22 protein-coding genes and 1 CRISPR repeat array are annotated in these 24,524 nt (G+C 67.1%); of the genes, 7 read left to right on the top strand and 15 right to left on the bottom strand.

Annotated elements, in window-relative coordinates; translation table 11 throughout:
* Positions 1-205: 205 nt before the first annotated feature.
* Positions 206-1,555 carry a tyrosine-type recombinase/integrase gene (locus tag KBO27_RS32400; RefSeq protein WP_210973672.1) on the top strand — a complete coding sequence of 450 codons (1,350 nt, stop codon included), beginning with the start codon at positions 206-208 and terminating at the stop codon, positions 1,553-1,555.
* 529 nt (positions 1,556-2,084) lie between these two features.
* On the opposite strand, the gene KBO27_RS32395 is transcribed toward KBO27_RS32400, so the two are convergent.
* From KBO27_RS32395 to KBO27_RS32370, 6 genes are all read right to left on the bottom strand, one after another.
* Entirely contained in the window at positions 2,085-2,867 is a 783-nt protein-coding gene (locus KBO27_RS32395; protein ID WP_210973671.1) for a sulfite exporter TauE/SafE family protein, read from the bottom strand.
* 82 nt (positions 2,868-2,949) lie between these two features.
* Entirely contained in the window at positions 2,950-3,540 is a 591-nt protein-coding gene (locus KBO27_RS32390; RefSeq protein ID WP_210973670.1) for a rhodanese-like domain-containing protein, read from the bottom strand.
* A gap of 39 nt (positions 3,541-3,579) precedes the next feature.
* Positions 3,580-4,998, bottom strand: a complete 1,419-nt coding sequence (locus tag KBO27_RS32385; protein ID WP_210973676.1) for an MBL fold metallo-hydrolase — start codon at positions 4,996-4,998, stop codon at positions 3,580-3,582.
* A gap of 155 nt (positions 4,999-5,153) precedes the next feature.
* Positions 5,154-5,327 carry a rhodanese-like domain-containing protein gene (locus tag KBO27_RS34080; protein ID WP_246538722.1) on the bottom strand — a complete coding sequence of 58 codons (174 nt, stop codon included), beginning with the start codon at positions 5,325-5,327 and terminating at the stop codon, positions 5,154-5,156.
* Between the two features lie 82 nt (positions 5,328-5,409).
* Complete coding sequence (locus KBO27_RS32375; protein WP_443706195.1) at positions 5,410-5,679, bottom strand: metal-sensitive transcriptional regulator; 270 nt, start codon at positions 5,677-5,679, stop codon at positions 5,410-5,412.
* Positions 5,680-5,834: 155 nt separating this feature from the next.
* On the bottom strand, positions 5,835-6,176 hold the full coding sequence (locus KBO27_RS32370; RefSeq protein WP_210973669.1) for a hypothetical protein: 342 nt from the start codon (positions 6,174-6,176) through the stop codon (positions 5,835-5,837).
* A gap of 77 nt (positions 6,177-6,253) precedes the next feature.
* Between KBO27_RS32370 and KBO27_RS34880 the strand changes: the two genes are divergently transcribed.
* Together KBO27_RS34880 and KBO27_RS32360 are read left to right on the top strand one after the other, a co-directional pair.
* Entirely contained in the window at positions 6,254-6,640 is a 387-nt protein-coding gene (locus KBO27_RS34880; protein ID WP_372448895.1) for an SbtR family transcriptional regulator, read from the top strand.
* A 71-nt stretch (positions 6,641-6,711) separates the two neighbouring features.
* A complete protein-coding gene (locus tag KBO27_RS32360; protein WP_210973667.1) occupies positions 6,712-7,503 on the top strand; it encodes a MerR family DNA-binding protein in 792 nt (263 codons plus the stop codon).
* Positions 7,504-7,582: 79 nt separating this feature from the next.
* Here KBO27_RS32360 and KBO27_RS32355 read toward each other — a convergent pair whose 3' ends face one another.
* The 8 genes from KBO27_RS32355 to KBO27_RS32320 form a co-directional block, all read right to left on the bottom strand.
* Entirely contained in the window at positions 7,583-8,083 is a 501-nt protein-coding gene (locus tag KBO27_RS32355) for a DUF4396 domain-containing protein (RefSeq protein WP_210973666.1), read from the bottom strand.
* A 277-nt stretch (positions 8,084-8,360) separates the two neighbouring features.
* On the bottom strand, positions 8,361-10,673 hold the full coding sequence (locus KBO27_RS32350; protein WP_210973665.1) for a heavy metal translocating P-type ATPase: 2,313 nt from the start codon (positions 10,671-10,673) through the stop codon (positions 8,361-8,363).
* A gap of 14 nt (positions 10,674-10,687) precedes the next feature.
* Positions 10,688-11,644, bottom strand: a complete 957-nt coding sequence (locus KBO27_RS32345) for a DUF8832 domain-containing protein (RefSeq protein ID WP_210973664.1) — start codon at positions 11,642-11,644, stop codon at positions 10,688-10,690.
* Positions 11,645-11,696: 52 nt separating this feature from the next.
* The gene (locus KBO27_RS32340; protein WP_210973663.1) at positions 11,697-11,906 is read right to left on the bottom strand and encodes a heavy-metal-associated domain-containing protein; all 210 of its coding nucleotides are present in this window, start codon (positions 11,904-11,906) and stop codon (positions 11,697-11,699) included.
* 27 nt (positions 11,907-11,933) lie between these two features.
* Entirely contained in the window at positions 11,934-12,215 is a 282-nt protein-coding gene (locus KBO27_RS32335; RefSeq protein WP_210973662.1) for a metal-sensitive transcriptional regulator, read from the bottom strand.
* Between the two features lie 165 nt (positions 12,216-12,380).
* Positions 12,381-12,602 (bottom strand): heavy-metal-associated domain-containing protein, encoded by a 222-nt coding sequence (locus KBO27_RS32330; protein ID WP_210973661.1) that lies wholly within the window; start codon positions 12,600-12,602, stop codon positions 12,381-12,383.
* Positions 12,603-12,621: 19 nt separating this feature from the next.
* Positions 12,622-13,665: an urease accessory protein UreH domain-containing protein gene (locus tag KBO27_RS32325; RefSeq protein WP_307870742.1), complete on the bottom strand. Its 1,044-nt coding sequence runs from the start codon at positions 13,663-13,665 to the stop codon at positions 12,622-12,624.
* A gap of 107 nt (positions 13,666-13,772) precedes the next feature.
* On the bottom strand, positions 13,773-14,189 hold the full coding sequence (locus tag KBO27_RS32320) for a hypothetical protein (RefSeq protein WP_210973660.1): 417 nt from the start codon (positions 14,187-14,189) through the stop codon (positions 13,773-13,775).
* A 731-nt stretch (positions 14,190-14,920) separates the two neighbouring features.
* Here KBO27_RS32320 and KBO27_RS32315 point away from each other — a divergent pair.
* The 4 genes from KBO27_RS32315 (at position 14,921) to KBO27_RS32300 (ending at position 19,960) form a co-directional block, all read left to right on the top strand.
* A complete protein-coding gene (locus tag KBO27_RS32315; RefSeq protein WP_307870741.1) occupies positions 14,921-15,556 on the top strand; it encodes a DUF305 domain-containing protein in 636 nt (211 codons plus the stop codon).
* A gap of 189 nt (positions 15,557-15,745) precedes the next feature.
* Positions 15,746-16,249 carry a hypothetical protein gene (locus KBO27_RS32310; protein WP_210973659.1) on the top strand — a complete coding sequence of 168 codons (504 nt, stop codon included), beginning with the start codon at positions 15,746-15,748 and terminating at the stop codon, positions 16,247-16,249.
* 247 nt (positions 16,250-16,496) lie between these two features.
* Entirely contained in the window at positions 16,497-17,477 is a 981-nt protein-coding gene (gene sbnA, locus KBO27_RS32305; protein WP_307870740.1) for a 2,3-diaminopropionate biosynthesis protein SbnA, read from the top strand.
* Positions 17,474-19,960: an MFS transporter gene (locus KBO27_RS32300; RefSeq protein WP_210973657.1), complete on the top strand. Its 2,487-nt coding sequence runs from the start codon at positions 17,474-17,476 to the stop codon at positions 19,958-19,960. The genes sbnA and KBO27_RS32300 overlap by 4 nt, the downstream gene beginning before the upstream one ends.
* Positions 19,961-21,078: 1,118 nt before the next feature.
* On the opposite strand, the gene KBO27_RS32295 is transcribed toward KBO27_RS32300, so the two are convergent.
* Positions 21,079-22,410 carry a hypothetical protein gene (locus KBO27_RS32295; protein WP_210973656.1) on the bottom strand — a complete coding sequence of 444 codons (1,332 nt, stop codon included), beginning with the start codon at positions 22,408-22,410 and terminating at the stop codon, positions 21,079-21,081.
* 1,712 nt (positions 22,411-24,122) lie between these two features.
* Positions 24,123-24,457: a CRISPR direct-repeat array (repeat unit 29 nt; unit sequence CGGACCACCTCCACGTGCGTGGAGAGCAC).
* Positions 24,458-24,524 lie beyond the last annotated feature (67 nt).

Raw genomic sequence — 24,524 nt, 5'->3', positions numbered from 1 at the left:
CCGCACCCGATGGACGATACGTTGGAAGCCAGTCCTCGACGCCTTCGCCATCACCTTCGGTGACCGCTGGCCGGACGCCGAAACCTACTGATCAACACGCTGGAAACACCGTTCCTGCGAAAGACCCTTGAGCTGCGTGGTTCTGCACCGCACGCTGGAAGCCGATGGAGTGAGAGTCCCCGAACTTGCACACCGAGGAGAAGCCATGGGCTACTGCAAGCAGCGTCTCAACCGGCAAGGCCACGCCCGCTACACCGCCTACTACTGGGACCTGCGCGGCCGAGCCCGCTCCGCGGGCACCTTCAGCCGCAAACGCGACGCCGAGCGCGCCTGGCGCCGCGCCGAAGCCGAGACCACCGAGGGCCGCTTCGTGGATCTGGCCAGCGGACGGCAGCGCTTCGGCCGCTACGTCACCGATACCTGGCTGCCCAACCACACCATCGAACTCAACACCCGCCAAGGCTACGAACAGATCATCACCAAATACCTGCTGCCCGGATTCGCGACCATGCGCATGAACGAAATCCTGCCCACCCACATCCGCGACCACCTCCGCCAGCTGGCCGACGACGGCGCCACCGCACACACCCTCGCCCGCTGCAAAACCGTGCTCTCGGCGATCTTCACCACCGCACTCAACGACCGCATCGTGGTCTTCCACCCCTGCAGCGGCGTCACCACACCCGCCGTCCCCAAACGCCCCCTACGCATCCTCACCCCAGCCGAATACGACGCACTACACGCCGCACTCGCCGCGGCCCGCTGGCAACTGCTCGCCGACCTCGCCCTCGAAACCGGCATCCGCTGGGGCGAACTCGCCGAACTCCGCACCCACGACCTCCACCCCGCAAGCCGCGTGCTCACCATCAGCCGCGCCGTCGTCGAACTCAACCAACCCAACACCGACGGAACACGATTCGTCGTCAAGCACTACCCCAAAAACACCGAATACCGCCAACTCCACCTCACCACCGAACTCACCACCGCCCTCCAACACCACATCACCCAACACGACCTCGTCGCCGACGATCTCCTCTTCGGCACCCCCACCATGACCCCCAACACCCACACACCAAGCACCACCCCGGCACCCGCCGGGCACGGCACCGCCACCCGCTACAACACCGGATGCCGCTGCCAACACTGCCGTACCGCCATCGCCACCTACCGCCACCACCGCCGAGCCCACGGACACGACCGCCCCACCCGCCACCGCCGCATCCGCCACGACCAACACCTCGACCGCGGCTGGTTCCGCAAAAACATCTGGTACCACGCACTAGCCGACGCCGGCCTCACCCACCCGGTCCGCATCCACGACCTCCGCCACACCAACGCCTCCTGGATGCTCGCCGGCGGAGCCGACCTCGAAACCATCCGCGAACGCCTCGGCCACCGCAGCCTCCGCGCCACCGAGCGCTACCTCCACACCCTCCCCCACACCCACAACACCGCCCTCACCGCACTCCACCGAACCCGCACATGCCCACCCAGCACCCCGAGAACTGGTCAACTCACGGTCACAAACCCCACCCCGCAGAAGACGAAGAGCTGAACCCACTCGACACGAATGCCCAGACCAACGCCACGGCCACCACTCAAAAGGCCGCACAATGAACGCAAAAACCGTGCGACCAGGGTGCACATCCCACGGTCACACCACGGTCAACACCGTGCCCGAACAACAAAACGCCCTGTCGGCAACAACGCCGACAGGGCTTCTCACCTGCATCAAGAAATGGTGCGCGATACTGGGATTGAACCAGTGACCTCTACCGTGTCAAAAAAAAAAGGTAGACAGCCATAGCTCCCTGACCTGCGAGAATCGAGAACGCGCAGTTTACGACCATACCGTCCCCGCTACCTACAGCCGGTTGAGCGCAGTTCACTGCACATCCATCCTCCCAAAATCCTCCCAAATCCTTACTCCCAAAGATCGTTCGGACACGCTCAATGCCTCGACAACCACGGAGACCGGACAGAAGGACGATGGGTGCACCCTTGGGAAAGTCAGCATGTCAACCGAAGCCTGGGCAATTCCTTTCGCTTCCTGAGGGAGTTGTCGATTCGGGCCTGGGCGGTCCTCATCCGAGGGCCGAGGGGTTGACGAGGGCGGCCGCGGCGACGAAGACCGCGACGGCCAGCACCACGAAAGCGAACCAGCGGCGCACGCTTGACGAGTTCAGCCGTGTCGACAGCCGAGCGGCCACGATAGAAACCACCAGAGACGTGCCTGCGAACAACAACAGGACCCGGTAATCGATGGTCGCGATCGAGCCGGCGTGCGCGGCGAGTCCAGCTCCCGAGTTGATTAAGACGACCACTAGCGAGGTCGCCACCGCTTGCTGCGCTCCCAAGCCCAGCAGCAATGACAGCGCGGGGACGATGATGAAGCCGCCGCCGACGCCGAACAGTCCGGTGAGCACGCCGACGGTCGCACCGGCGAGCACGGATTTGGGCAGGCAGGTGCGCCAGTTGATGCCGCCCTGCTGGGTGCGGCAGGCGCCGGTGTGGTTCTCGCCGCCGCGCAGCATGCGCACCGCGACGATGACCATGAGCGCGGCGAAGGCCAGCAGCAGCCAGCGCTGCGGGAAGAGCTTGCCGAGCGCGGCGCCGCCGAAGGCGGCGGGGATGCCGGCCGCGCCGAAGACCAGCGCGACCGGCCACCGCACCGCGCTGCGCCGCTCGCGGGGCAGCAGGGCGCCCAGCGAGGACAGTGCGACCACGGCTAGCGAGGTGGGGATGGCCGTCTGCAAGGGTTGTCCGACGCCGTAGACCAGCGCCGGTACGGCGAGGATCGAACCACCGGCACCCAGCAGTCCCAGTGCCAACCCGATCACGGCGCCGAACACCACTGCCAACAACAACGAAACCACCTATCCCGGTGGCGGACTCATCGACCGCCCCGCCGCCGTCAACGCCGTGCACGCACTTGCCGGAGAGCAGCTCTCAGCCGTGCGGCCCGTTCCCGTCGGTGAGGGCCTCGAGCAGGGCCCGGCCGTCGGTGCTGGGAGTGCGGTTGTGGGGCAGCAGTCCGAGGACGCGGGACATCGCGCAGGTGTTGCTCACCGCGGCGAAGGTCAGACCCGCGCCGACGAAGCCGGCGACCCACTTCAGTGGTTCGTAGGCGGTGCTGGCCACCACGCCGGTGAGCACGAGCAGTCCGGCGACCAGCCGCACCTGCCGCTCCATGGCCCACGTGCCGCGTCCCTGGTTGATCTCGCCGCCTTGCTGCTGCCAGCCGGTGATGCCGCCGCGCAGCACGCTGAGCCGATCGAGCCCGGCGCTTTCCAGCAGGGTGCGGGCCTGCTCGGCACGACCGCCCGAGGCGCACACCAGCACGACCGGGTCGCCGTGCTGGGCGGTGAGCTCGTCGCGGTGTTCTCTCAGCAGGTCGAGGGGAACGTTGTAGGAGCCCGGGATGTGCGACGAAGCGAACTCCCCGGGCGCGCGCACGTCGATCAGCCGAATCTGGGGGTCGGCGTCGCGTAATGCGCGGACCTGCGCGGTGTCGACGACCTTGGGCAATGCTTGGGGCATTCTTCGGATACCTCCGCGTTCTTGTTCGGGTTGTGGGTGTCAGGTTCCGTCGGTCATCGGCACGCCGGCCGCGGCGGCGGTGTCGAACTTGTCGTCGATGAGCACGACCGTGTGTCCGGCCGCTTCCAGCAGCGAGGCCGCCGCGGTGGCGCGGTAACCGCTGCCGCAGTGCACCCACACCGCACCCGCGGGCACCTCGTCCAGCCGGTCCTTGAGCTCGTAGAGCGGCACGTGCACCGCACCGGTGATGTGGGAGGCGGTGAACTCGTTGTTGGTCCGCACGTCCAGCACCACCTCCGGCGCCGGGAGACCGTTGGAGCTACCGCCCCATGCCGAGGCCAGGTCGGCGAAGGTGGCCGTCGGCGTGCTGCGCAGCTGACCGGACTCGGCCGCCAACTCCTCCGGGGAACCCACAGCGGCCGCGGCGAACTTGTCGATGCCGATGCGGGCCAACTCGCGCTGCGCCTGGCCGACCTGCTCGCGGGACTCGCCCAGCAGCGTGATCGGAGCGCCCCAGTCGATCATCCAGCCGAGCCAGGTCACCATTGGCCCATCCAGCCCGAGGCTGACGGTGCCAGCGAGGTGTGAGACCACGTAGGCCTTGCGGGAGCGCAGATCGACCACCCACTCCCCGTGCTCCAAGCGGCGGCGCAGCTCCTCGGGCTCGGCCCGGACGGGTTCGCGCAGGTCCAGCGGCTCCGGTCCGGTGGTGTTCTGCACGCCCATGTGCGCGTAGTAGGCCGGGTAGGCGTCCAGCCCCGCGAGGGTCTGCTCGACGAAGTCGCCTTCGGCCAGCGTCAGGGCCGGGTTGATCCGCTTTTGCTCGCCCAGCGTCGCGGAGTCGCCCGAGGCCTGCGTGGCCGAGCAGAAGCTGCCGAACCCGTGGGTCGGCCAGATCTGCGCACCGTCGGGCAGGATCGAGGCCAGTTTCTGCGCCGAGGCGTGCTGGTGCCGAGCGAGGTCCTCGCTGTGCTGCTCGCCCAGCAGGTCGGTGCGCCCGGTCGTGCCGAACAGCAACGATCCACCCGTGAACACGCCCACCGAGCCATCGGTGCCCTCCAGCACGTAGGACAGGTGGTGGAAGGTGTGCCCCGGCGTGGCCACCGCGCGGACCTGCATCCGCGGTGAGAGCTCCACCGCTTCGCCGTCGGTCAGCGGGCGCCGGTCGAACGGCACCTCGTCGGCAGCCGCCAGCCCGTACTCGGCGCCGGTCAACCGGGCCAGCTCCAAGCCACCGGAGACGTAGTCGTTGTGCACGTGCGTGTCCAGCACCAGGGCGATCCGCACGCCCAACCGCCCGGCGGCGGCGATCACCCGATCCACGTCCCGCTGGGGGTCGACGACCACAGCCACCTCGCCGTCAGTGGCCAGGTAGCTTCGGTCCCCCAGCGAGGACGTCTCGATCACCTCGACCACCAGGCCACCGGCCAAGCGGTCCTCCTTCTTCACCACATCCATCGCCGTCACCGTTGCGCACCCCTTTCAACCTCGTTGCCTGCTTCGATCCACCCCGAAGTCCCACCGGCCACCGAAACCGCTTGGCCACCGGCCGCGTTCATCGCCTCCGCAGCCTTCAAGCTGCGCCCGCCCGAACGGCAAATGACGTAGCACTCCTACCTCGCAAAACGCTGCGGCGAAGCCAGCACCTCCTCCAGCGGCACGTTCACCGCACCCGGCACATGACCCGAGGCGAACTCCTCCGGCTCACGCACATCGACCAACCGAGTACCCAACCGCCACGCCCCGGCGAAGAACTCCACACCAACTTCCGGCGCCTTCTCAGACAACGATCCCTCCCTAAACCCCAGGGGGTATCAATGAATTCAACGACTTCGACCGCCAGGAGAAGGGCACTGCACGACCTCGCGCTCAGGCGAGCGCGAGAAACAGGCGCTCCAGCTCCTGCTCGGTCATCGGCGGTTCATCGCCGTCCTCGCGAGCCTGCTGGCAGTACCTCATACCGCTGGCCACGATCTTGAAACCAGCACGGTCCAGAGCACGCGAAACAGCCGCGAGCTGGGTCAGCACCTCAGCGCAGTCCCGCCCCTCCTCCATGGCCTCGATCACGCCGCTCAACTGACCCCGCGCCCGGCGCAGCCGCGTCAGGGCATCCCCCACCAACTCCGGCTTCATCTCCACTGCGACCATCTCCCTTCACTGGCCACAACGTAACAAACCCCCGGGGGTATTCCGACTCGGCGAAGGATCATCAATTTGCATATCGCCTGCCGAAGCGCAGAAGGACCGCAGGCTCGATGGGACTGCGGGCCTCTCCGCGGCGGCACGGTGTCAGCTCAGCAGCTGCGGGATGGCTTTCCATAGCAGATTCGCCGCGGTGGCCAACAGCAGCACGGTGATGACGGCATCCAGCCTGCGCTTGTCAATGGCGAAGCGGCTGCGGATGACCTGCCCATCGCGAGGTCGAGCAGCGTGACGAGAGCGATGGTTGATCCCAGCCAGATTCGGTACTCGGTGAGGACGCCCTGCAGCCACATCTGGACGATGCGCTCGCCGATGACCACGGCGAAGAACAGGGATAAGCCGTCGATGTAGCGCTGGGCGTTGCGTTCGAAGGTTTGCAGGTAGGCGGGTAGCACCGGGCCGAGGTTGACGGCTCCGAGCAGGAATCCCTGCACCGCTCCGACGAGGCTCAGCAGGGCCGGGTGGCCGCTCTTGGTGTGGTGGCGAATCGGCGGGTGAGCTGGAAGGTGATGTGGGCGAGCAGGATGAGCGCGACCAGCACCGACAGCAATGCCTGGTCCGGTTTGGTGCTCAGCAGGGCAACCCCCACCACGGAGCCGAACAGCCCGAAGCAGTGCTGAAGGAGTTCGCGCAGATCTCCTACCAAAGACACGGAACCGAGCTCGCTGCTCTGCTGCACCGCGGCGAGCACGTCACCGACGCGCAACAGCACCTGTCCGCATTCCTCCAGCATCTGATCGCCGAGGGTGGACAGACCGGCGAGCTCCGCGATGACGTGGCACCCGCTGAGCTGGCCAACTTCTGCCTGCACTCGCTCACCGCCGCTGCCGGACTGCCCTCCCAGGAAGCCGTGCAACGGCTCGTCACGGTCACTATGTCTGGACTGCGACCCGAGTGACCATCCGCAGGCTTGCCGAGCCTGCGAGGGTGGCGCATGACTGGACCTTCCATCTGGGTGGAAGGTGCACGGTGAGCGCGGAGAACGAGACAAGGATCTATGCCGCTACGGGAGGTTCGGTGCGCATCGGAGAGCTCGCCCGCGCGGTGGGGGTCAATCCCAAGACCGTGCGCTACTACGAAGGCATCGGTCTGCTGCCCGCTGCAGACCGGACCAGCGCTGGTTACCGGGTCTACAACGACAGTGACGTCGAGCGCGTGAGGTTCATCAAGGCAGCTCAATGGCTGGGCTTGCGTTTGGATGAGATCGCGGAAGTGCTCGCGTTGCGTGATGCCGACCAGCGCCCGTGCGGTTATGTCCGCGGTGTGCTGCACGAGCACGTCGCCGACATCGATGAGCGCATCGCCGAGCTGCAAGCGATGCGGTGGAATTTGCTGCGCTTGGAAGAGAAGGCGGACCGCTTGGCTTCCGAGCCGGGTGCGGCTTCGGCCTCGTGTCCCCTCATCGACCATGTGCGCGCCTCAGAATCAGGCGTGGAGTTGACTTTCCACTCTGATGGAAGCCCTAGCGTGCCGGGTGTGGAGGTGATGACGATGGCACAGCGCCAGATCGAGGTATTCACAACTGGGTGTCCCGGTTGCGCGGACGCGGTGGCCCTAGTGGAGGACATGGCCGGCCCAGGCTGCGAGGTCCATGTGCGTGACCTGCGCAGCGATAGTTCTGCCGTCGCCAAGGCAGCCGACTACGGGGTCACCCGGGTTCCGGCTGTGGTGGTCGATGGCAGGTTGGCTGACTGCTGCCGGACAACGCAAGGCCCGACCCGTGAGGGGTTGGCCGCAGCCGGTGTGGGTAGATGCTCGTAAGCCCGTGACTGTGGTGGTCCTGCTTGTCATGGGCAGGACCACCACGCCGCGAGGCTCCTCTGCGTTTAGGCACTACAAGCTAGTGGTGGTACTGGTGCACCACGGCGTGACCCTTGCCGCGACCGATGAGAGCGCGGTTGACCGGGACAGTGAGCACGAAGGCGATGGCCAGCGACGCGGCCAGCGAGAGCCAGAACAACCAGCTGGTCAGACCGGCGTCCATCGCACCGGGGATGAGCACCATGAACAGGTTGTCGACGATCTCCATGACGGTGATCGACAGGGTGTCGGCGGCAAAGGCAACGCCGATGGCCGCACCCAGACCCACGCCCGCGCGCAGCACGGGAACGATCGTCAGGCTGTAGCCGAACAGGAACGCCAGCGCAATCGCGAGCACGATCGTGGCCAGGTTTCCCCAGCCCAGCGCGGTGCCGATGATCATGCCGAGGACCTCGCCGATCGCGCAGCCGGTCAAGCAGTGCGACGTGGCGCTGATCGCCGAGCGGGTCAGCTCCCGCCTGCTTTGCTGCTCATCGGTCGTTTCGTGGCCGTGGTGTTGGTGTGCGGGCCGGTCAGTCATTCCGCTCCTCCATAGAAGTCGTCGAAGCGCGGTCAGGGGCGCTCGTGGCAGCGCCCGAACAGCTGCGCCGAGGCTCGGAGAACGACCGAGGGGTGAGTCGTTCGCGCACTCACGTGCAGGGCGGGCGCGAGAGCACGGCAGCATTCGCTCAGGTTCAGCTCGACGGCCAGCAGCCACCTCCCGGCACGTCGATGGTGCTTTAGCAAGGTGCGGTTCATTTTCAGAGCTCCTCTGCCACCGGCGGGTAGGCCGGGAAGTGCTCCCGGCCTACCCGTGCTCAGGCGTTGACACTCGTGGTGCGCGTCCGTTGGCGTGCTCTGCTTCCTGCCGGGGTACCCGTGACCGCAGTGCGGAATCGCCGCAGCCGGAGGCTGTTGGCGACCACGAAGGCGCTGGAGAAGCCCATCGCGGCACCGGCGATCATCGGGTTGAGCAGTCCGAACGCGGCCAGCGGCAGCGCGGCCACGTTGTAGGCGAACGCCCAGAACAGGTTGCCCTTGATCGTGGCCAGCGTGCGGCGGGAGAGCCGGATGGCGTCCACCGCCGCCCGCAGGTCACCGCGCACGAGGGTGAGGTCGGAGGCTTCGATGGCGACATCGGTGCCGGTGCCCATCGACAGGCCGAGGTCGGCTTGGGCCAGTGCGGCGGCGTCGTTGATGCCGTCGCCGACCATCGCCACCACCCGTCCCTCCTTCTGCAGGCGCGTGATGACCTCGACCTTGTCCTGCGGCAGGACTTCGGCGATGACCTCGTCGATACCGACCTCGCCGGCCACGGTTCCGGCGACCGTCTCGTTGTCCCCGGTGAGCAGCACCGGCCGCAAACCGAGTTCACGCAGCTGCGAAATCGCCTCCGCCGAACCGGGTTTGACGGTGTCGGCGATCTCGAGCACGGCGCGCGCCGCGCCGTCCCAGGACACCGCGACCGCCGTCCGTCCCGCCCGCTCCGCGGTCCGTTGCGCGGCGACGAGCTCGTCCGGAAGCGGCTGGCTCCACTGCTCCAGCAGTGCGGGCCGTCCGACCAGGACCGCGTGGCCGTCGACCACCGCCTGCACGCCCAGGCCTTCGGTGTTGCTGAACTCCTCGACCGCGGGCAATTCGCCGACGCGGTCGGCGGCACCGCGGGCGATGGCCTGCGCGATGGGGTGCTCGGAGGCGTGTTCGGCCGCGCCCGCCAAGCGCAGCACCTCGTCCTCGTCGGTTCCGTGGGCGAGGTGAACGCCGACGAGGGACATCTGCCCGGTGGTGACGGTGCCGGTCTTGTCCAGCACGACGGTGTCGATGCGCCGGGTGGATTCCAGCACCTCCGGGCCCTTGATCAGGATTCCCAGCTGCGCGCCACGTCCCGTGCCGACCAGCAAGGCGGTGGGTGTGGCCAGTCCGAGCGCGCAGGGGCAGGCGATGATCAGCACGGCGACCGCGGCGGTGAAGGCCGCCGTGGCGCCGCCACCGGCGCCGAGCCAGAACCCGAGCGTGGCGGTTGCCAGCGCGATGACGATCGGCACGAACACCGCTGAGATCCGGTCGGCCAGCCGCTGCACCTCGGCCTTGCCGTTCTGGGCGTCCTCCACCAGTTTGGCCATCTGCGCCAGCTGGGTGTCAGAACCGATCCGTGTCGCGCGCACCACCAGGCGGCCTCCGGCGTTCACGGTCGCGCCGGTCACCGCGTCTCCCGCGGTGACCTCGACCGGCACGGATTCGCCGGTGAGCATGCTGGCATCGACCGCCGAGCTGCCCTCCTCCACGACGCCGTCGGTGGCGATCTTCTCACCGGGACGTACCACGAAATGGTCGCCGACGGCGAGCTGGTCGATCGGGATGCGCTGCTCGCGTCCGTCGCGGAGCACGGCGACGTCCTTCGCGCCGAGTTCCAGCAGCGCGCGCAGCGCCGCCCCGGCCCGGCGCTTGGAACGCGCTTCGAAATACCGCCCGGCGAGAATGAAGGTCGTCACGCCCGCGGCGACTTCGAGGTAAATGTTGCCGTCACCGGCCATGCGCTGAACGGTCAGCTCGAAAGCGTGCGTCATGCCCGGTGTTCCAGCCGTGCCGAACAACAGCGCGTACAGCGACCACAGGAACGCCGCCAGGGTCCCCATCGAGATCAGCGTGTCCATCGTGGCCGCTCCGTGGCGCAGGTTCGCCCACGCGGCCCAGTGGAACGGCCACGCACCCCACACGACGACCGGGGCGGCCAGCACGAGCGAAATCCACTGCCAGTAGGTGAACTGCCACGCCGGCACCATCGCCAACGCAATCACCGGAACCGACAACGCGGCCGACTCGAGGAGCCGATCACGCAAGATCCGAACCGGGTCCTCCGGTTCCTGGCCCTGCTCGCCGCTGACCTCCGGCGCCGGCAGGGCCGCGGTGTAGCCGGCGGCCTCGACCTGCTCCACGAGCTGCTGCGGGTCCAGGCCGGGCGGCAAGAACACCTTGGCTTTCTCGGTGGCGTAATTGACGGTCGCGGTGACGCCTTCGAGCTTGCCGAGCTTCTTCTCCACCCGCATCGCGCAGGACGCGCAGGTCATGCCGCCGATCGCGAGTTCGATTTCCTGGCCCGTCACGTTGGGGGAATCGGTGACGTTGCTCATCGAGATTCTCCTGTTCACCCGTGGCTTCCGTGGCCATCACCGGACGACGGCTGTGGCTGTTGACTGCCAGTCGGGCCGGTGTCGACCGTGAACTCCGCGGTGCGGACTTGGCCCTGGTGCTGGAAATCGAGGAAAAGACGGTACGTGCCCGCGGAGGGAACCTCCGCTTGGAACGTGATCGCCGGGCCCGCTGGAGTGCGGCCATCGCCCGGGGCACCCTCGGGATGCACGTGCAGGTAAGCGAGATCGCCCGTGCGCAGCGCGACCAGGTGCCCGTAGGCAGCCAGGTAGGGCTGCAGATCCGCGACCGGCCGACCATCCTTGCTCACGGTGAGCGTGACCGGGGACGTCCGCCCCGGTGAGAGCTCGCCGTCCAACCTGACCTGGTAGCCATCAACCACCGCGACGCGGGAGGACGGTTGCCGGATCGGTTCGAAGGTCCCCGGTGCGGAGACGTCCAGTTCCAGCGTCTGATCCTCGCCGCCGGTCGGGGCGAAGTCAGCGAAGACCCGATAAGTACCCCCGAGGGGTAGCTGCATCGGTACGGTCCAGGTGCCGTCCGGGCTCATTTCCGGGTGCAGGTGCTGGTAGCCGGCGGTGTCGCGGCGGACGACGATCAGGTGCATCCGCTTGTCGTGCTCGGTGTCGAAGCGCGTCACCGGGGTCCCGTCGGGGCCGGTGATGCGGAAGGAAAAGTTCTGGGTGCTGCCCGGGGTGATCGTCGTCGTGGTGGACGTGAGGGTGTAACCGTCCCTGGTCGACGCGAGTCCTGCCGGAAGCTGGTCTTGCGGGGCTCCCGCGACGGTACCGCTGTGGTTGTCCCCGCCGCCGGCGTGCCCAGCGCCGACGTGCCCACTTTGCGCCGTGGCGCCGGTGGGGAAGGGACCGACGGCGGATCCGGCCGCCCACGCCCCGCCGAAGGCGAGCGTGAGCACCGCACCGTAGGCGGAGAGCTTCGCTGCTGTGCTCATCGTTGAAACCCTTCAAGTCCGGACCCGCCTGGCGGGCCTGGCGGCCGAGGCCCTACTGGGCCGACAGTTCGTAGCCGGCCTCTTCGACGGCTTCACGCACCGCCGTTTCGTCGAGCGCCGCGTCGCTGGTGACCGTGACCGCGCCGGTCGGCAGGTCGACCGCCACGTCCGACACACCGTCGATCTTGCTGACCTCCTCGGTCACCGACGCAGCGCAGTGGCCGCAGGTCATCCCGTTGACCGTGTACATCGTTTCCGCCATGTCAGTTCCCCTCCGGGTTTCGAGTGGCTACGAGCGAACGAGACGAGCGATCGCGTCACTGGCCTCGCGGATCTTGGCGTCCGCCGTATCGCCACCCTCGGATACCGCTTCGGCGACGCAGTGCCCGAGGTGCTCGTCCATCAGCCCCAACGCCACCGACTGCAGAGCCTTGGTCGTGGCACTGATCTGCGTGAGCACATCGATGCAGTACTCGTCGCCCTCGATCATCTTCGCCAGGCCACGAACCTGGCCCTCGATGCGACGCAGCCGCTTGGCGTAAGCGTCCTTGTCGTGGCTATAGCCGTGCATGTCCCCGCCTGACTCGAATCGATCGTCACATTCAAAACGAACATACCCCTAGGGGGTAGGGGTAGTCAACGGAGGCGCTCATCTGCCCGGCAAGACGGAGGTCACTGTGGGCTTGTGGTGGGACCAACTGTTGGCCCCACCACAAGCCTCATCCCGGTCGCTCGGTCAGCCGGCGTGCTCGGCTTGGTAACCGGTATCAGCGATGGCGGCGATGACCTCGGCCGTGCTGGATCGGGTGAGGTCCAGTTCCACGACGCTGAGGCCTTGCTTCGTCGAGGTCCTGGTGCTGTGCACGCCGGGCAGGTCTTCGAGGACGTCGTCGATGAGCAGGCTGCAACTACCGCAGTGCATGCCGGTGACGCGGAAGGTGACGGTGGTGGTCGCCATGAGGGTTCCTCCTTCTCGGTCAGGCGGCGGTGATCGTCCCGGTGTACATGCCCATGCCGCAGGAGTAGGGCAACGGTCCCGGCGGGAGCGCACCGAGCTCGACGGTGGTAGCACCCCTCTCCGGAAGAATTTTGTCCACATTGCGGTCCGGGATGATGAACGAGCGCACGCAGCCCTGGGCGTCGTCGGACTGGATGACCAGCGTGGTGGGCATTCCGGCGCGGACCTGGACGTTGGCCGGGCTGTAGGCACCCGTGGTCGCCGTGATCACCACCGTCTGGTGCCCGTCGTGGACGGCCACCGCGCCCGCGGGCGGTGTGTCGTCGGCGGTGGCGGCTTGGGAGATTCGGCTGGCGGCTAGCGGGGAGCCGGCGAGTTCGAGCCCGCCGTTGACGGTGTAAAGACCGGTGAGGACTACGACGACACCCGTGAGCACGCCGAGCCGACCGCGCCAGGCGGTGGCGGCCTTGCGGGCGAGGTAACCGAGCACCGCGAACAGCGGACTGGTGCCGATCACGAATACCGCCATGGTGGCCGCGCCGGCTAGTGGTGAGCCAGAGGCCAGTGCCAGTGCCTCGACGGAGAGCGTCACGCCGCACGGGATGAGGACGCTGACGACACCGAGCAGCGTGGGAGCCATCGCCGACTGGGAGCGGGAGCGGTCGCGCACGATCCGCATCCACGACAGGGGTGGTTCGATGATGATGTTGCGGAATCCGGGAACGCCGAGCTGAGCGAGGCCGAACGCGATGATCACCGCTCCGGCGAGCAGCTGAATCCACGTGCGCAGGCCCACCGACAGCTGAGCCACGCCGCCCAACGTGCCCAGCAGCGCACCGAGGAGCGCGTGCGAGACGAGCTTTCCGAGCAGAAAACCGCCGACCGGCGCCAAGTCATCGGCAAGTCGACCGAATGTATTTCGGGTCTGCAGGCACGCTCCGGATTCTCGGTCGGTGGTGCGTCGCTGGCGGGAGATCATTCCGGCCAGCAGGCCACCTTGCACGGCCGCACAAGAGACCCCACCGGCCAGCAATCCGGTGAGCAGAACAGCGATCAGGTCCACGAAGAAGACTCCTACGAAACGTAAGTGAGGTGGAAGAAGCCGCGCGCCACAGGCGCGCTCGGCGACCGCACGGATGTGAGTCGTGCGGTGTTGGGAACGAGCTTCTTCTACGTTCGCAGGATGCAGAGCTGAATCAGGCTGGGCCGCAACGGTGTGCGCGGGCGGAAGCGAGAACCGCACCGCATCAGGATGCGCGTGCCGAGCGGGATCAGCGACCGACGCAGCATCACCAGCGTCCCGAGCATGGAGACCAACAGCACCATGCAGGTCATCAGCGCAGACCGGCCCGTGGAGTCGTCGTGGCCGGCGACGCCCATCGCGTCCGTCGTCGCACCGGGCATGATGGCGCTCGGATGGTGGTTGCCCGCGCTGTCGGCGTTCCCGTGCCCTGGCTGGGCCATGTCGCTCATGGCCAGGTCAGCCGTCGCCGCCAGGTGCACAGTGGGCATCATGCCGTCAGCGCACTGCGGAGCGTGCATGAGAGCGAACCCCGCCACCACCGTGAGCACGGCAACGAGCCGCACGAGGGGACCTCGCGCAGCTCGCACGCAACGGTTCGGCTCCGCCATCGGGCCTAAGCTACCGGGAAACGCGGGGTCAGCTCGCCCTGGCCCCCTTCCCGGTTCAGCCAGAGCGGCTGGCCCAGGGCTGCCCAGCTCTGCTCGCGTCTTCCGCGACGCGAGAGGACGCGAACCTGCGCACAACCCACCCGAGCACTGTTCGCCCGCAGCCCGAGAACCGGTCTACCCTGCTTCCGCATACCCACCCCGGGTACGGTTAGGCCCATGCGCGTGCGATCCCGGATCTTCCGGTGGGGGCTGTTGCTCACCCTCACCTTGGGTGTGGTGCTCATGCACCACACCCCGGGGACGCATGACGCCACGAGCCCGCCCGCACACACCCACGCGGTGAGCGCGGCGTCGATCACGGCGACAGCCGAGGGCGCCTGTGAGTGCCATACGCCGATGGACCACTTCGGCGCGCTGTTCTCGTCCGGTCACGGGGCTCTGCACTTGTGCCTGGCGATCCTCATCGGATTCGCAGTCACCTCGCTCGTGACCCTTGGGCGCGGCCCGGACGCGACCGCACCTGGCCTGAAGCGCGGACTGGCTCCGCCAGGCGGGCCCAGGCGGCCTCCGATTCCCGTTGCCCGGCGTCTCGCCGTGCTGTGCGTGATGCGGTGCTGATCAGAAGCGTTTCCCGCTTACTTCAAGCATTTGCATTCACACACAGCATTGAGACGTGAGGAACTTTCATGATGAAGCGCACGCGCGTGCTCACCGCCGCGGCGGCCGTGGCCGCGGCGACAGCTCTCGCCGCAGGCTGTTCCGGCGGCGACGACATGGCGAACATGCCAGGGCATGGCACCGCGCCCGGTGCCGGTCAGCAGCAGGCTCCAGGACAGGCCGCGCACAACCAGGCGGATGTGACCTTCGCGCAGGGCATGATTCCGCACCACCAGCAGGCGATCGAGATGTCACGCATGGCGTTCGACCGTGCGCAGTCTCCGGAGGTCAAGAAGCTCGCCGAGCAGATCCAGGCCGCGCAAGGCCCGGAGATCGAGAAGTTGACCGGGTGGCTGCAGAGCTGGGGCGCCGAGGCGCCCACCGGGATGCCCGGGATGGACCACGGCGGTCACGGCGGCCATGGCGGATCCGGCGGCGGGATGATGTCACCGGAGGAGATGGGTCGGCTCGGTCAGTCCTCGGGTGCGGAGTTTGACCGGGCGTTCCTGTCGATGATGATCAAACATCACGAGGGGGCGATCGAGATGGCCCGGACCGAGCTCGGCGCCGGGCAGTTCCCCGAGGCCAAGCAGATGGCCCAGCAGATCATCGACTCCCAGCAGGCCGAGATCGACACCATGAAGCAGCTGCTGCCCCCGGGCTGACCCGTCGGCGCGCGTGGGGGAAGAGGTTTCATCCTTCCCCCACGCGCGGCACACAACGCGCCCTTTTCGGCCCGGCCGCACCGAATTCGAGCTCACAATGAGTCAATTCCCCTGCAGATACATCAACTTTCGAATCCATCGTGTGAGAGATGACATACCGGTTCGCAGCCACTCGACGGCATCTCTAGTGTGGTGCCCGTGAAGAAGTCCACCACGCAGCAACACGGAATGAGGAAGTGGCTCGCACTTCCTCTTCTCGTGCTGGGCCTTCTCCTCGTTCCGCTCGTGCTGCTGCCGGCGCACGCGCTTCCCGGGCACGCGGCGACGATGTCGATGTCAAATTCGGCGAACGCGCACCACGGCGAGCCGGGCGGACATGCGCACGATCACGACACCCACCTCCCGGCGCTCTCGGATTCCGCCGTCACGAGCCACGAGGGCAGCGATCGGGACCACGGGGCGCCGTACTGCGATGCCGGCCCGGACTTCAGCGCGGCAGCGCCCTCACGCCCGCTGAACACCCCACCGGAACTCGGATTCCTCCTTCTCGCGCTGGCGTTCGCTGCGGCCTCGGTCGCAGCGCTGCTCGCCGAGCCCGCCTGGGCTCCGCATTTGCGGCACTGGTTCTCCCGACCACCGTGGAGAACATCCGGAATCTCTTTCCTCCACTTCGCGTGCATCGCACGAACCTGATACTCGAATCGGCCTCTCGCCCGGCCACATCGCAGGTGAATTCTTTCTGAACGCGCCCTTTCCGCGTTCGTCTTCGCCTGGGTGCATGCCGCTCTTGGACGGGAGCCCCCTTCGCGCGACGTGACGTCTCCCCATTGATGCCGGTTTTTCGGCAGGCGAGTCGTCGTACGCGCCTCGGTTCACGCTTTCCGCTTCTTCTCATCGCGGTGGCGCCCCGACGTGCGCCCCGAAAACCTGGAGGTTCGCAGTGATCCACGATTCGGTGATCGGTTGTGTCGGCTCAACCCCGATGGTGCGGCTCGACCGGTGTTTCCCCGAACCCGACGTGGAAGTGCTCGCCAAGCTGGAGATGCTCAATCCGGGTGGCAGCATGAAGGACCGCCCCGCGCGGTTCATCGTCGAACAAGGGCTGGCCGACGGAACCCTTCGACCGGGGATGCGGCTGGTGGAAAGCACCTCCGGCAACCTCGGCGTCGCCCTGGCCATGGCGGCCGGACTACACAAGCTGTCGTTCACGGCCGTCGTAGACCCCAAAACATCCCCCACAAACCTGCGCCTGCTCGAGCTCTTCGGCGCCGACGTCGAGATGGTGACCGAGCCCGACGAGGCCGGCGGCTACCTCCACACCCGGGTCCGCAGAGCCCAGCAACTCGTGCGGCAGATCCCGAACGCCGTGCAGATCAACCAGTACGCCAACGACCTGAACTGGCGCTCCTACCACGAAACCGCCGGCGAAGAGATCCTCGACGCCGTGGACGGGCCGATCGACTACCTGGTGGCCGCGGTGTCCACGACGGGGTCCATCCAGGGCATCGCCCGACGCCTGCGCGAGGACCACCCGAACCTCAAGGTCATCGCCGTCGACGCCGTCGGCTCGGTCATCTTCGGCACACCAGCGGCTCCCCGCCAGATTCCCGGCTTCGGGGCCAGCCGCGTACCCGAAATCTTCGCCCCAGAAGAGATCGACGACGTCCTGCACGTCGCCGATGCCGAGTCCGCTGCCGGATGTCGACGGCTGCTGGCAACCGAAAAGGTCTTCGCCGGCGGGTCCTCCGGCGCGGTCATCGCCGGAGTGGAGCACCTCATCTCCAGGCTGGAGGGCCCGGCCCGAATCGTGACCGTGCTGCCCGACCGCGGCGAGCGCTACCTCGACCTGGTCTACGACGACGAGTGGGTCGCCAACCTGCCCGACCCGTGGCAAGAGCCGGAAGCGGCGGTGACACCGTGACCCGCGCACTGCGCACGCAGCCCGTCCTTTCACCGCGGCAGGCGGAACCCGAGGACGGTCACGGCCGCAACCTCGTCCTGCTGTGGGCAGGGCAGTTCGTCAACACCGCCGGGCTGATGATGCTGGTGCCGATCATGCCGTTCTACCTGCGGCAGATCGGCACCAGCGGCATCGCCGAAACCCAGACCTGGGCCGGGGTGGCCATCGCCGCCCCGGCCCTGGCGCTCACCGTCGCCACCCCGCTGTGGGGTCGGCTGGGAGACCGCATCGGCCGCAAGTGGATGGTGGTGCGCGCACTGCTGGGACTGGCGGTGGCCATGGTCGTCATGGCCACCGCGAGCACCCCGCTGGTGCTCGTCGCCGGTCGCCTGCTGCAGGGCACGCTCGGCGGAGTCGTCGAGGCCGCCGCCGCGTTCGCCGGGTCCGCGGGCTCGGACGAGAAGCGCGGCTCGTCGCTGGGCAAATCGTTCAGCGCCACCGCAGCGGGAGCGTTGGCCGGTCCCATCGCGGGCGGCCTGTTCGTCGGCTCAGGCGGCCTGCCGCAGCTCATGCTCGTGATCGCCGGAGCCGCGACCGCGCTCGCTGCGGCCAGCGCGGTCGGTCTGCGCGAGCCCGCGCGCGAACCAGCCACCACGGGCGGTGGCGAGACCGCGGCACGGCAACGGCGTCGTCCCTCGGTGCGGGAAGTCCCAGGTGCCACAGCACTGGCCCTGGCCGCGATCGCGGCGTACTTCGGCGTCTACGGCCTGATCCCGGTCTACGCCGAGCACGTCGAAGGCATCGTCGCCGAACGAGGCGGCGCGAGCCTGTGGGTGGGCGTGCTGCACTCGGTGATGTGGGGGGCGACCCTGCTCGGCTCGTTCTGGTGGGGCAAGCGCAACGACCTCACCGGGCGGCCAGTGCGCACCTTCGCGCTCAGCGCCGGTGGGTGCGCGGCCTCCATCGCGGTCGTGGCCTTGCCCCTGGATCCCTACACGATGATCCCGCTGCGCCTGGTGCAGGGCTTCTGCTTCGCCGCGCTGGCCCAATCACTGTTCCTGCACTTCAGCAGGCACGCCCCCGCCGACCACAAGAGCGCGTTCGTCAGCACCGCCAACAGCTACCTGCTCATCGGCCAATCCGCCGGTCCCCTACTCGCCGGACCGCTCGTCGGATTCATGCCCGTCCCCGGCGCCGTGCTCATCATGGCCGGAGCCTGCGCACTGGGATGCCTCCTGGCCCTCAAACCATCAGCGGAGGAAAGACACTCCCACGAGAAAAATCACGACGACGTAAGCGCGGACGAGGAAGTCGAATCCGAGATGACCCGGCCAACCCCTACCGTCACATCATCGCGCAACGGAGTTGCCATCGCACCGTTCCGCGGCTGGCGCATCACCCACCGACACCTCAACACCCTCGCAGGCCGATACATGACACCGTGGAACGGAACCCGCTCGGCCGGTGGGGCTCTGGCTGAGTGGCAGCGCAGCGGAAAGCTCATCCAGGATCGGCGTCCCGCGCTCTACGCCTACGAGCAATTCGGGCCGCACGGAACCATCCGCGGTGTATTGGCCTTGGTACACCTGGACGGCGGGCTGCTCCCCCACGAGGACGTCATCCCCGACCACGTCCAGCGGCTCACCAAGGTCATGGAACGCGGTCGGGCGAACCTCGATCCCGTCCTGCTCGGCTTCTCCGGTGACGGCCGCACCACGACCTGCATCGACAACGCTGCACACCGCCCACCGATCACCGAAGTACTGGCCCACGACGGCCAAACGCACCGCCTGTGGCCCATCACCGATCACGTAGAGCAGGATCAAGTCATCGCCGAGCTGGACACACGGGCCGCTTTCATCGCCGACGGCCACCACCGCCACGCTGCGGCCCGGCAGTACCGGCGCGCAGCCTATGCGGCCGGGCAGGGTCCAGGACCGTGGGACTACTTCCCCGCCTTGCTGGTCGACGTCACCAAGACCCCGATGAGCCTCGCCCCCGTGCACCGCGTGCTGCCCCGCCTCGACCCGCGCCAGGCACTGCACATGGCCTCCGCCCGGTTCCGCGTCACCCGGATGCACGGCGAGATCGCTGACTGGACCGCGACGCTGAAGCACCACGCGAAGAACGGGCCGGCCTACGTCCTGGCCACACCACGCGGTGGATTCCTGCTCACCGCACCACAACCGCGCTTCCTGGACGCAGCGCTCGAAGGCACGCCCGCAGCGCTGCGCGCGATGGACGCCGCGATCCTGGACACGGCGCTGCTCGACCACTTGTGGCAGATCCCGGACCGCCCCGGACACATCAACTACCAGCCGAACCCCCACGCCGCCCTCCGCATGGTCCACGACAGCGGAGGCGTCGCCGTGCTCACCACTCCCCCAACCCAGCAAGACCTCAAAGCCGCCGTCACCTCCGGAATCCGCCTACCCCGCAAGTCCACATCGTTCGGACCAAAACCACACCCAGGGTTGCTATTCCGGACACTCGACGACCGTTGAGAGACCGTGCCCCGCAGATCCCCTGATCCGGCAGGGCTTCTTGCCGCCCCAACTCCCACAACACCGCCCCTCACCGCGCTCCACCGAACCCGCGCGACACACCCACCCAGCACCGCGGCACCTGGTCAACCCACCACGGTCACGAACCCCGCCCCTGCAGCATCCGAAAACTAGTTCCGCGCAACACGAAGCCGCAGATCAGAGCAAATCTGATCCCTAAAAAGCACTGCGGAGTGAACGTAAGCGGCCGGGAGCCCCCAAAGATCAACAACGGCGGGAAGGACCGCCGCCCAACTCTCGTCGCGGTGTGATTATCCCGCAGCCCCGGGTGTGCGCTCGGCGAGTCATAACCACCTACCCGAACGGCTCATAGCCCCTCCACTGCTGCGACGGCGGGACAGAAACCTGCGTGGAGAGCACGCCATCGGGGCGCGCCCAAGCTCTTCCGATCCCCGGATCACCTCCACATGTGTGGAGAGCACTGGTCCAAGCTTCGAACCAGAACACGCTGCGCGGACCACCTCCACATGCGTAGAGAGCACGACCAGGCGACGCACGGACCCTCGATAAATTTCGGACCACCTCCACGTGCGTGGAGAACACATCGAGTTCCCCGCTCCCTACCAGCCCCTGCACGGATCACCTCCACGTACGTGGAGAGCACCGCCAGCTGCGCCACCTCGCCTACGACCGGAACGGACCACCTCCACATGCGTGGAGAGCACAACACGCCAGCCGCGGTGTGGCGCCGGATCGACGGACCACCTCCACGTGCGTGGAGAACACGCCTGGACCGCCGGCACGCCAACCAGCGCGGGCGGACCACCTCCACGTGCGTGGAGAGCACTCGTCGAGGAGGTAGCGGATGCCCCACTCCCACGGACCACCTCCACGTCCGTGGAGAGCACACTTCTCGACCTGGCGTTTTAGGAAGGGGTAGCTGGGTCTGCCCAGCGTTTGCTTGTACACCTTGATGTGTGAAACTTCGGCGTCGCTTGGAAGGATGCCGTCGGCCAGGGTGCAACCGGCTACACCGGGGCCGTGTCGTGGATCCCCAGCCGCACGGAGAACCGGACCGCACCAACGCACCCAATCGGCCCAACTACGAGCCCCCACTCTCACTGATCTTCGAGGAATACCGCCTTGATCAGGTCGGCGGCGTCGACGGCGTCACCAGTGGGCGCCTGGAACTCGCCGGTGGTGACGGCGTCATTGCCGTCCTCGGTGAGGCCCCATGTCACGGTCACAAAGCTCGCTTCCAGGTCGCGAGCAAGGATCACATAGTCGTCCTGATCACTCATCCAGGGCGTGTCGGGACGGAGCGACTCGGGCGTGAGGACAACTTCGGCGTCGTTGCCTCGATTTCGCCAAGACACGGGGTAACCTCGCGGCGTAAACCCGAACCCGCCGGGATCGAATCCCACGCCGAACGGTTCCTGCCGACCGACCACCGGCTCGACTACCTTCATGTAGTCAGCATCATCGGCATCGAGGTAGTCGATCGCCTCGCACTCGTGGAACGTCACGATGAGCTGAGGCTTGGCGACGAACCGGCCGCGGCTGACGATCTTGATCCCCGCGCCCGGCAGGACGACGCCCAAGAAGTGCTGTCGACCTTGCGCAATGTGGGCGCTCTTCTCGGCCCGCCAGGCGTCCAGCCGCGCCTCCCGTTCCTCGGGCGACACCGGCATTGACCTACCGAAGACGCTCTGTACCAGGAACGGCGGCGTGACTGACCGTGATGCCCGCCCGCGCGGCTTGGTGAACTGCTCCTCCTCGAAGTCGTACAGTCGTTCGAGCACGTCGTCAACGCGTTTAACGCGGCTAATCACGCCGAGGACCCCGACGTCGAGCTCGATGGGGAACTTGCCGCCGCCACGGGCGCGCTCAACGAGACCAAGCACCTCACCGGCCCGAGCCGGACGGGTGTTGCTGGCGCCCCGCACGTAGATCGCACCGTCGTCGAGGCTGTCCCGACGATCCTCACCCTGAAAGCTCTTGTGGCACGGAAAGATCCCCTGCCCCTCCTGTGGCGGCTGTGCGATCAGGAACAACACCTCTCGGTCCTCATCGACGCCAATCCTCCCGAACTCGAAAGCAGGAAACTGCGGCCCGAGGTACTGCCGGAGCCGATCCTCAAGCTCGTGGGCCTCGACGCCCCGCGGGATACCTTGCGCCTGGCCCTTCTGCGCACCGATCACCAGGACGGCGTAGCCCTGGAAGTTCCGCACGGCTTCCTGCGGGCGGCGGTTCGCTGCTCCCAGGAGGAACTTGGCGACCTTCGCGACACCTGCCGTCTTGGTGAGGTCCAGACTGCTCTTGACCTCCAAATAGCTCGTCTCAGCTTCGTCGCCGAGGGCGAGAACGTGCTCCAGGATGCGCCGCAAAGAACTCTCGTCGATCTTAGGCATCAATTCCGACGGGCTGACCGGGGCATGGTCATCAGGCATACACCGATTATCCCACCCCAAGTTGACCTCGGGCGCGAATCAAATCGCCGACCCCAACAGTGGTGAACCGTTCGGCGTCGTTCTCCAGCGGTTTCAGCCGAGTGCGACAGCGCCTCCACGCCTCGTGGATGCTCGCCACTCAGCGCTACCCCACGACCACAACGCCGCCCTCACCGCACTCCACCGAGCCCGCACCACCCCGGCACCCGGTCAACTCACGGTCACAAACCCCACCCCGCCCCAGCCAACAAGCCGAGCCCACTTGACACGATTTCCCAGATCAGCGGCCCGCCCACCACCGAAAAACCGCACCGTGAACGCAAAAGCCGTGCAACCGGTGCGCGCATCCCACGGTCAAACCGCGGTCAACACCGTTCCCGAACAACAAAACGCCCTGTCGGCAACAACGCCGACAGGGCTTCTCACCTGCATCAAGAATTGGTGCGCGATACTGGGATTGAACCAGTGACCTCTACCGTGTCAAAAAAAAGGTAGCGCTCTCCCACTCCCTGACCTGCGAGAATCGAGAACCAGCAGGTCGCGGCGATGCCGTTCCCGTTACCTAGGTGCGGTTGAGTGCACTTCAACGCACTTCCATCCTCCCAGAATCCTCCCAAATCTTTGCTCCCAAAGATCAACAACGACTCAAGGCGCTGCCTGAAGGCGCGGTCGGAGGGTGGCGGAAAATGACCGCAACTCCACTCTCGTTGCCGTGTGATCTTCCACAGTCCCGGGTGTGCACTCGGCGAGTCAGAACCACCTACCCAAACAGCTGACAGCGCTCCACTGCTGCGACGACGGGACAGAAACCCCCTCGATGACCGCACTCGACATGTGGCTACATGACCACCAAATACGGTTCACCTCCACCTACGTGGAGAACACAGCATGGCGTCGGCCGCCGCAGTGGCTTCGCCCGGACCACCTCCACGTGTATGGAGAGCACGCCGGCATGCAGACGCGAACGGCGTGCCACCTCAGACCACCTCCACGTGCGTGGAGAAGCACGTGGGCGAGTACACCCAGATGCCGGACGGGACCGGGCCACCTCCACGTGCGTGGAGAGCACGTCCACCGTTCCTGCGTGTCAGTGAGTTGTCGCGGACCACCTCCACGTGCGTGGAGAGCACGCGTGTGGAGCGCGGCATCATGGTTTTACCTCCGGACCACCTCCATGTGCGTGGAGAGCACCGAGGCGGTGGCGAGCCCGAAGACCTGCGGGTCGGACCACCTCCACGTGCGTGGAGAGCACAGCGGTACATGGGGGCTGGAAGATCTCGCCTCCGGACCACCTCCACGTGCGTGGAGAGCACTGGATCACCGAGGTCATCGGCAACCGCCACTTCGGACCACCTCCACGTGCGTGGAGAGCACCACCTGGTGCGGGTGATCGAGTGGTCTCGTGGCGGACCACCTCCACGTGCGTGGAGAGCACCGCAGGATCTCCGCTTCTTGGGTCGGCTCGCACGGACCACCTCCACGTGTGTGGAGAGCACCGCCAGGGCTTTTCCAACGCGGCGTTCTTCCCCGGACCACCTCCACGTGCGTGGAGAGCACTGCAAGCGGGCGGTGCGGGCCATCGCGAGGATCGGACCACCTCCACGTGCGTGGAGAGCACGTTCCGGCCTGGTCCTGCGCCTGGGCGAGGAGCGGACCACCTCCACGCGTGCGTGGAGAGCACCACATCCGCCGAAGCGTGCCGGCCGCCATCGACGGACCACCTCCACGTGCGTGGAGAGCACTGCTTGAGGCTGCTGATCACGGTCGGTTCGACCGGACCACCTCCACGTGCGTGGAGAGCACTACGACGGCAGCGACACTCCTCCGTACCGGGTCGGACCACCTCCACGTGCGTGGAGAGCACGACACCTTGTCCAGAACCGGATCCGGCAGTGCCGGACCACCTCCACGTGCGTGGAGAGCACACCCAAAAGCCAGCAGGCCCCACCCGCTGGGTCGGACCACCTCCACGTGCGTGGAGAGCACCACGGCCGCCGCCGCGATCAGGTAGCCGCCGTCGGACCACCTCCACGTGCGTGGAGAGCACACTTCGCGACCTGGCATTTCAGGAAGGTCGTTGCACGTTTTCGTGATCTCGGGGTGGTCCCGGATCG

Source organism: Saccharopolyspora endophytica (assembly GCF_018070075.1).
Lineage (GTDB): Bacteria > Actinomycetota > Actinomycetes > Mycobacteriales > Pseudonocardiaceae > Saccharopolyspora > Saccharopolyspora endophytica.
Note: the sequence above shows the minus strand (reverse complement) of the source record. Positions and strands in the feature narration are given on the sequence as shown.

Excerpts from the sequence above, each read along its gene's own strand:
- KBO27_RS32400 (WP_210973672.1), top strand. The coding sequence starts at position 206 with ATGGGCTACTGCAAGCAGCGTCTCAACCGGCAAGGCCACGCCCGCTAC.
- KBO27_RS32350 (WP_210973665.1), bottom strand. The coding sequence starts at position 10,673 with ATGAGCAACGTCACCGATTCCCCCAACGTGACGGGCCAGGAAATCGAA.
- KBO27_RS32385 (WP_210973676.1), bottom strand. The coding sequence starts at position 4,998 with ATGGATGTGGTGAAGAAGGAGGACCGCTTGGCCGGTGGCCTGGTGGTC.
- KBO27_RS32295 (WP_210973656.1), bottom strand. The coding sequence starts at position 22,410 with ATGCCTGATGACCATGCCCCGGTCAGCCCGTCGGAATTGATGCCTAAG.
- KBO27_RS32335 (WP_210973662.1), bottom strand. The coding sequence starts at position 12,215 with ATGCACGGCTATAGCCACGACAAGGACGCTTACGCCAAGCGGCTGCGT.
- KBO27_RS32315 (WP_307870741.1), top strand. The coding sequence starts at position 14,921 with ATGATGAAGCGCACGCGCGTGCTCACCGCCGCGGCGGCCGTGGCCGCG.
- KBO27_RS32345 (WP_210973664.1), bottom strand. The coding sequence starts at position 11,644 with ATGAGCACAGCAGCGAAGCTCTCCGCCTACGGTGCGGTGCTCACGCTC.
- KBO27_RS32330 (WP_210973661.1), bottom strand. The coding sequence starts at position 12,602 with ATGGCGACCACCACCGTCACCTTCCGCGTCACCGGCATGCACTGCGGT.
- KBO27_RS32340 (WP_210973663.1), bottom strand. The coding sequence starts at position 11,906 with ATGGCGGAAACGATGTACACGGTCAACGGGATGACCTGCGGCCACTGC.
- KBO27_RS32390 (WP_210973670.1), bottom strand. The coding sequence starts at position 3,540 with ATGCCCCAAGCATTGCCCAAGGTCGTCGACACCGCGCAGGTCCGCGCA.
- KBO27_RS32355 (WP_210973666.1), bottom strand. The coding sequence starts at position 8,083 with ATGACTGACCGGCCCGCACACCAACACCACGGCCACGAAACGACCGAT.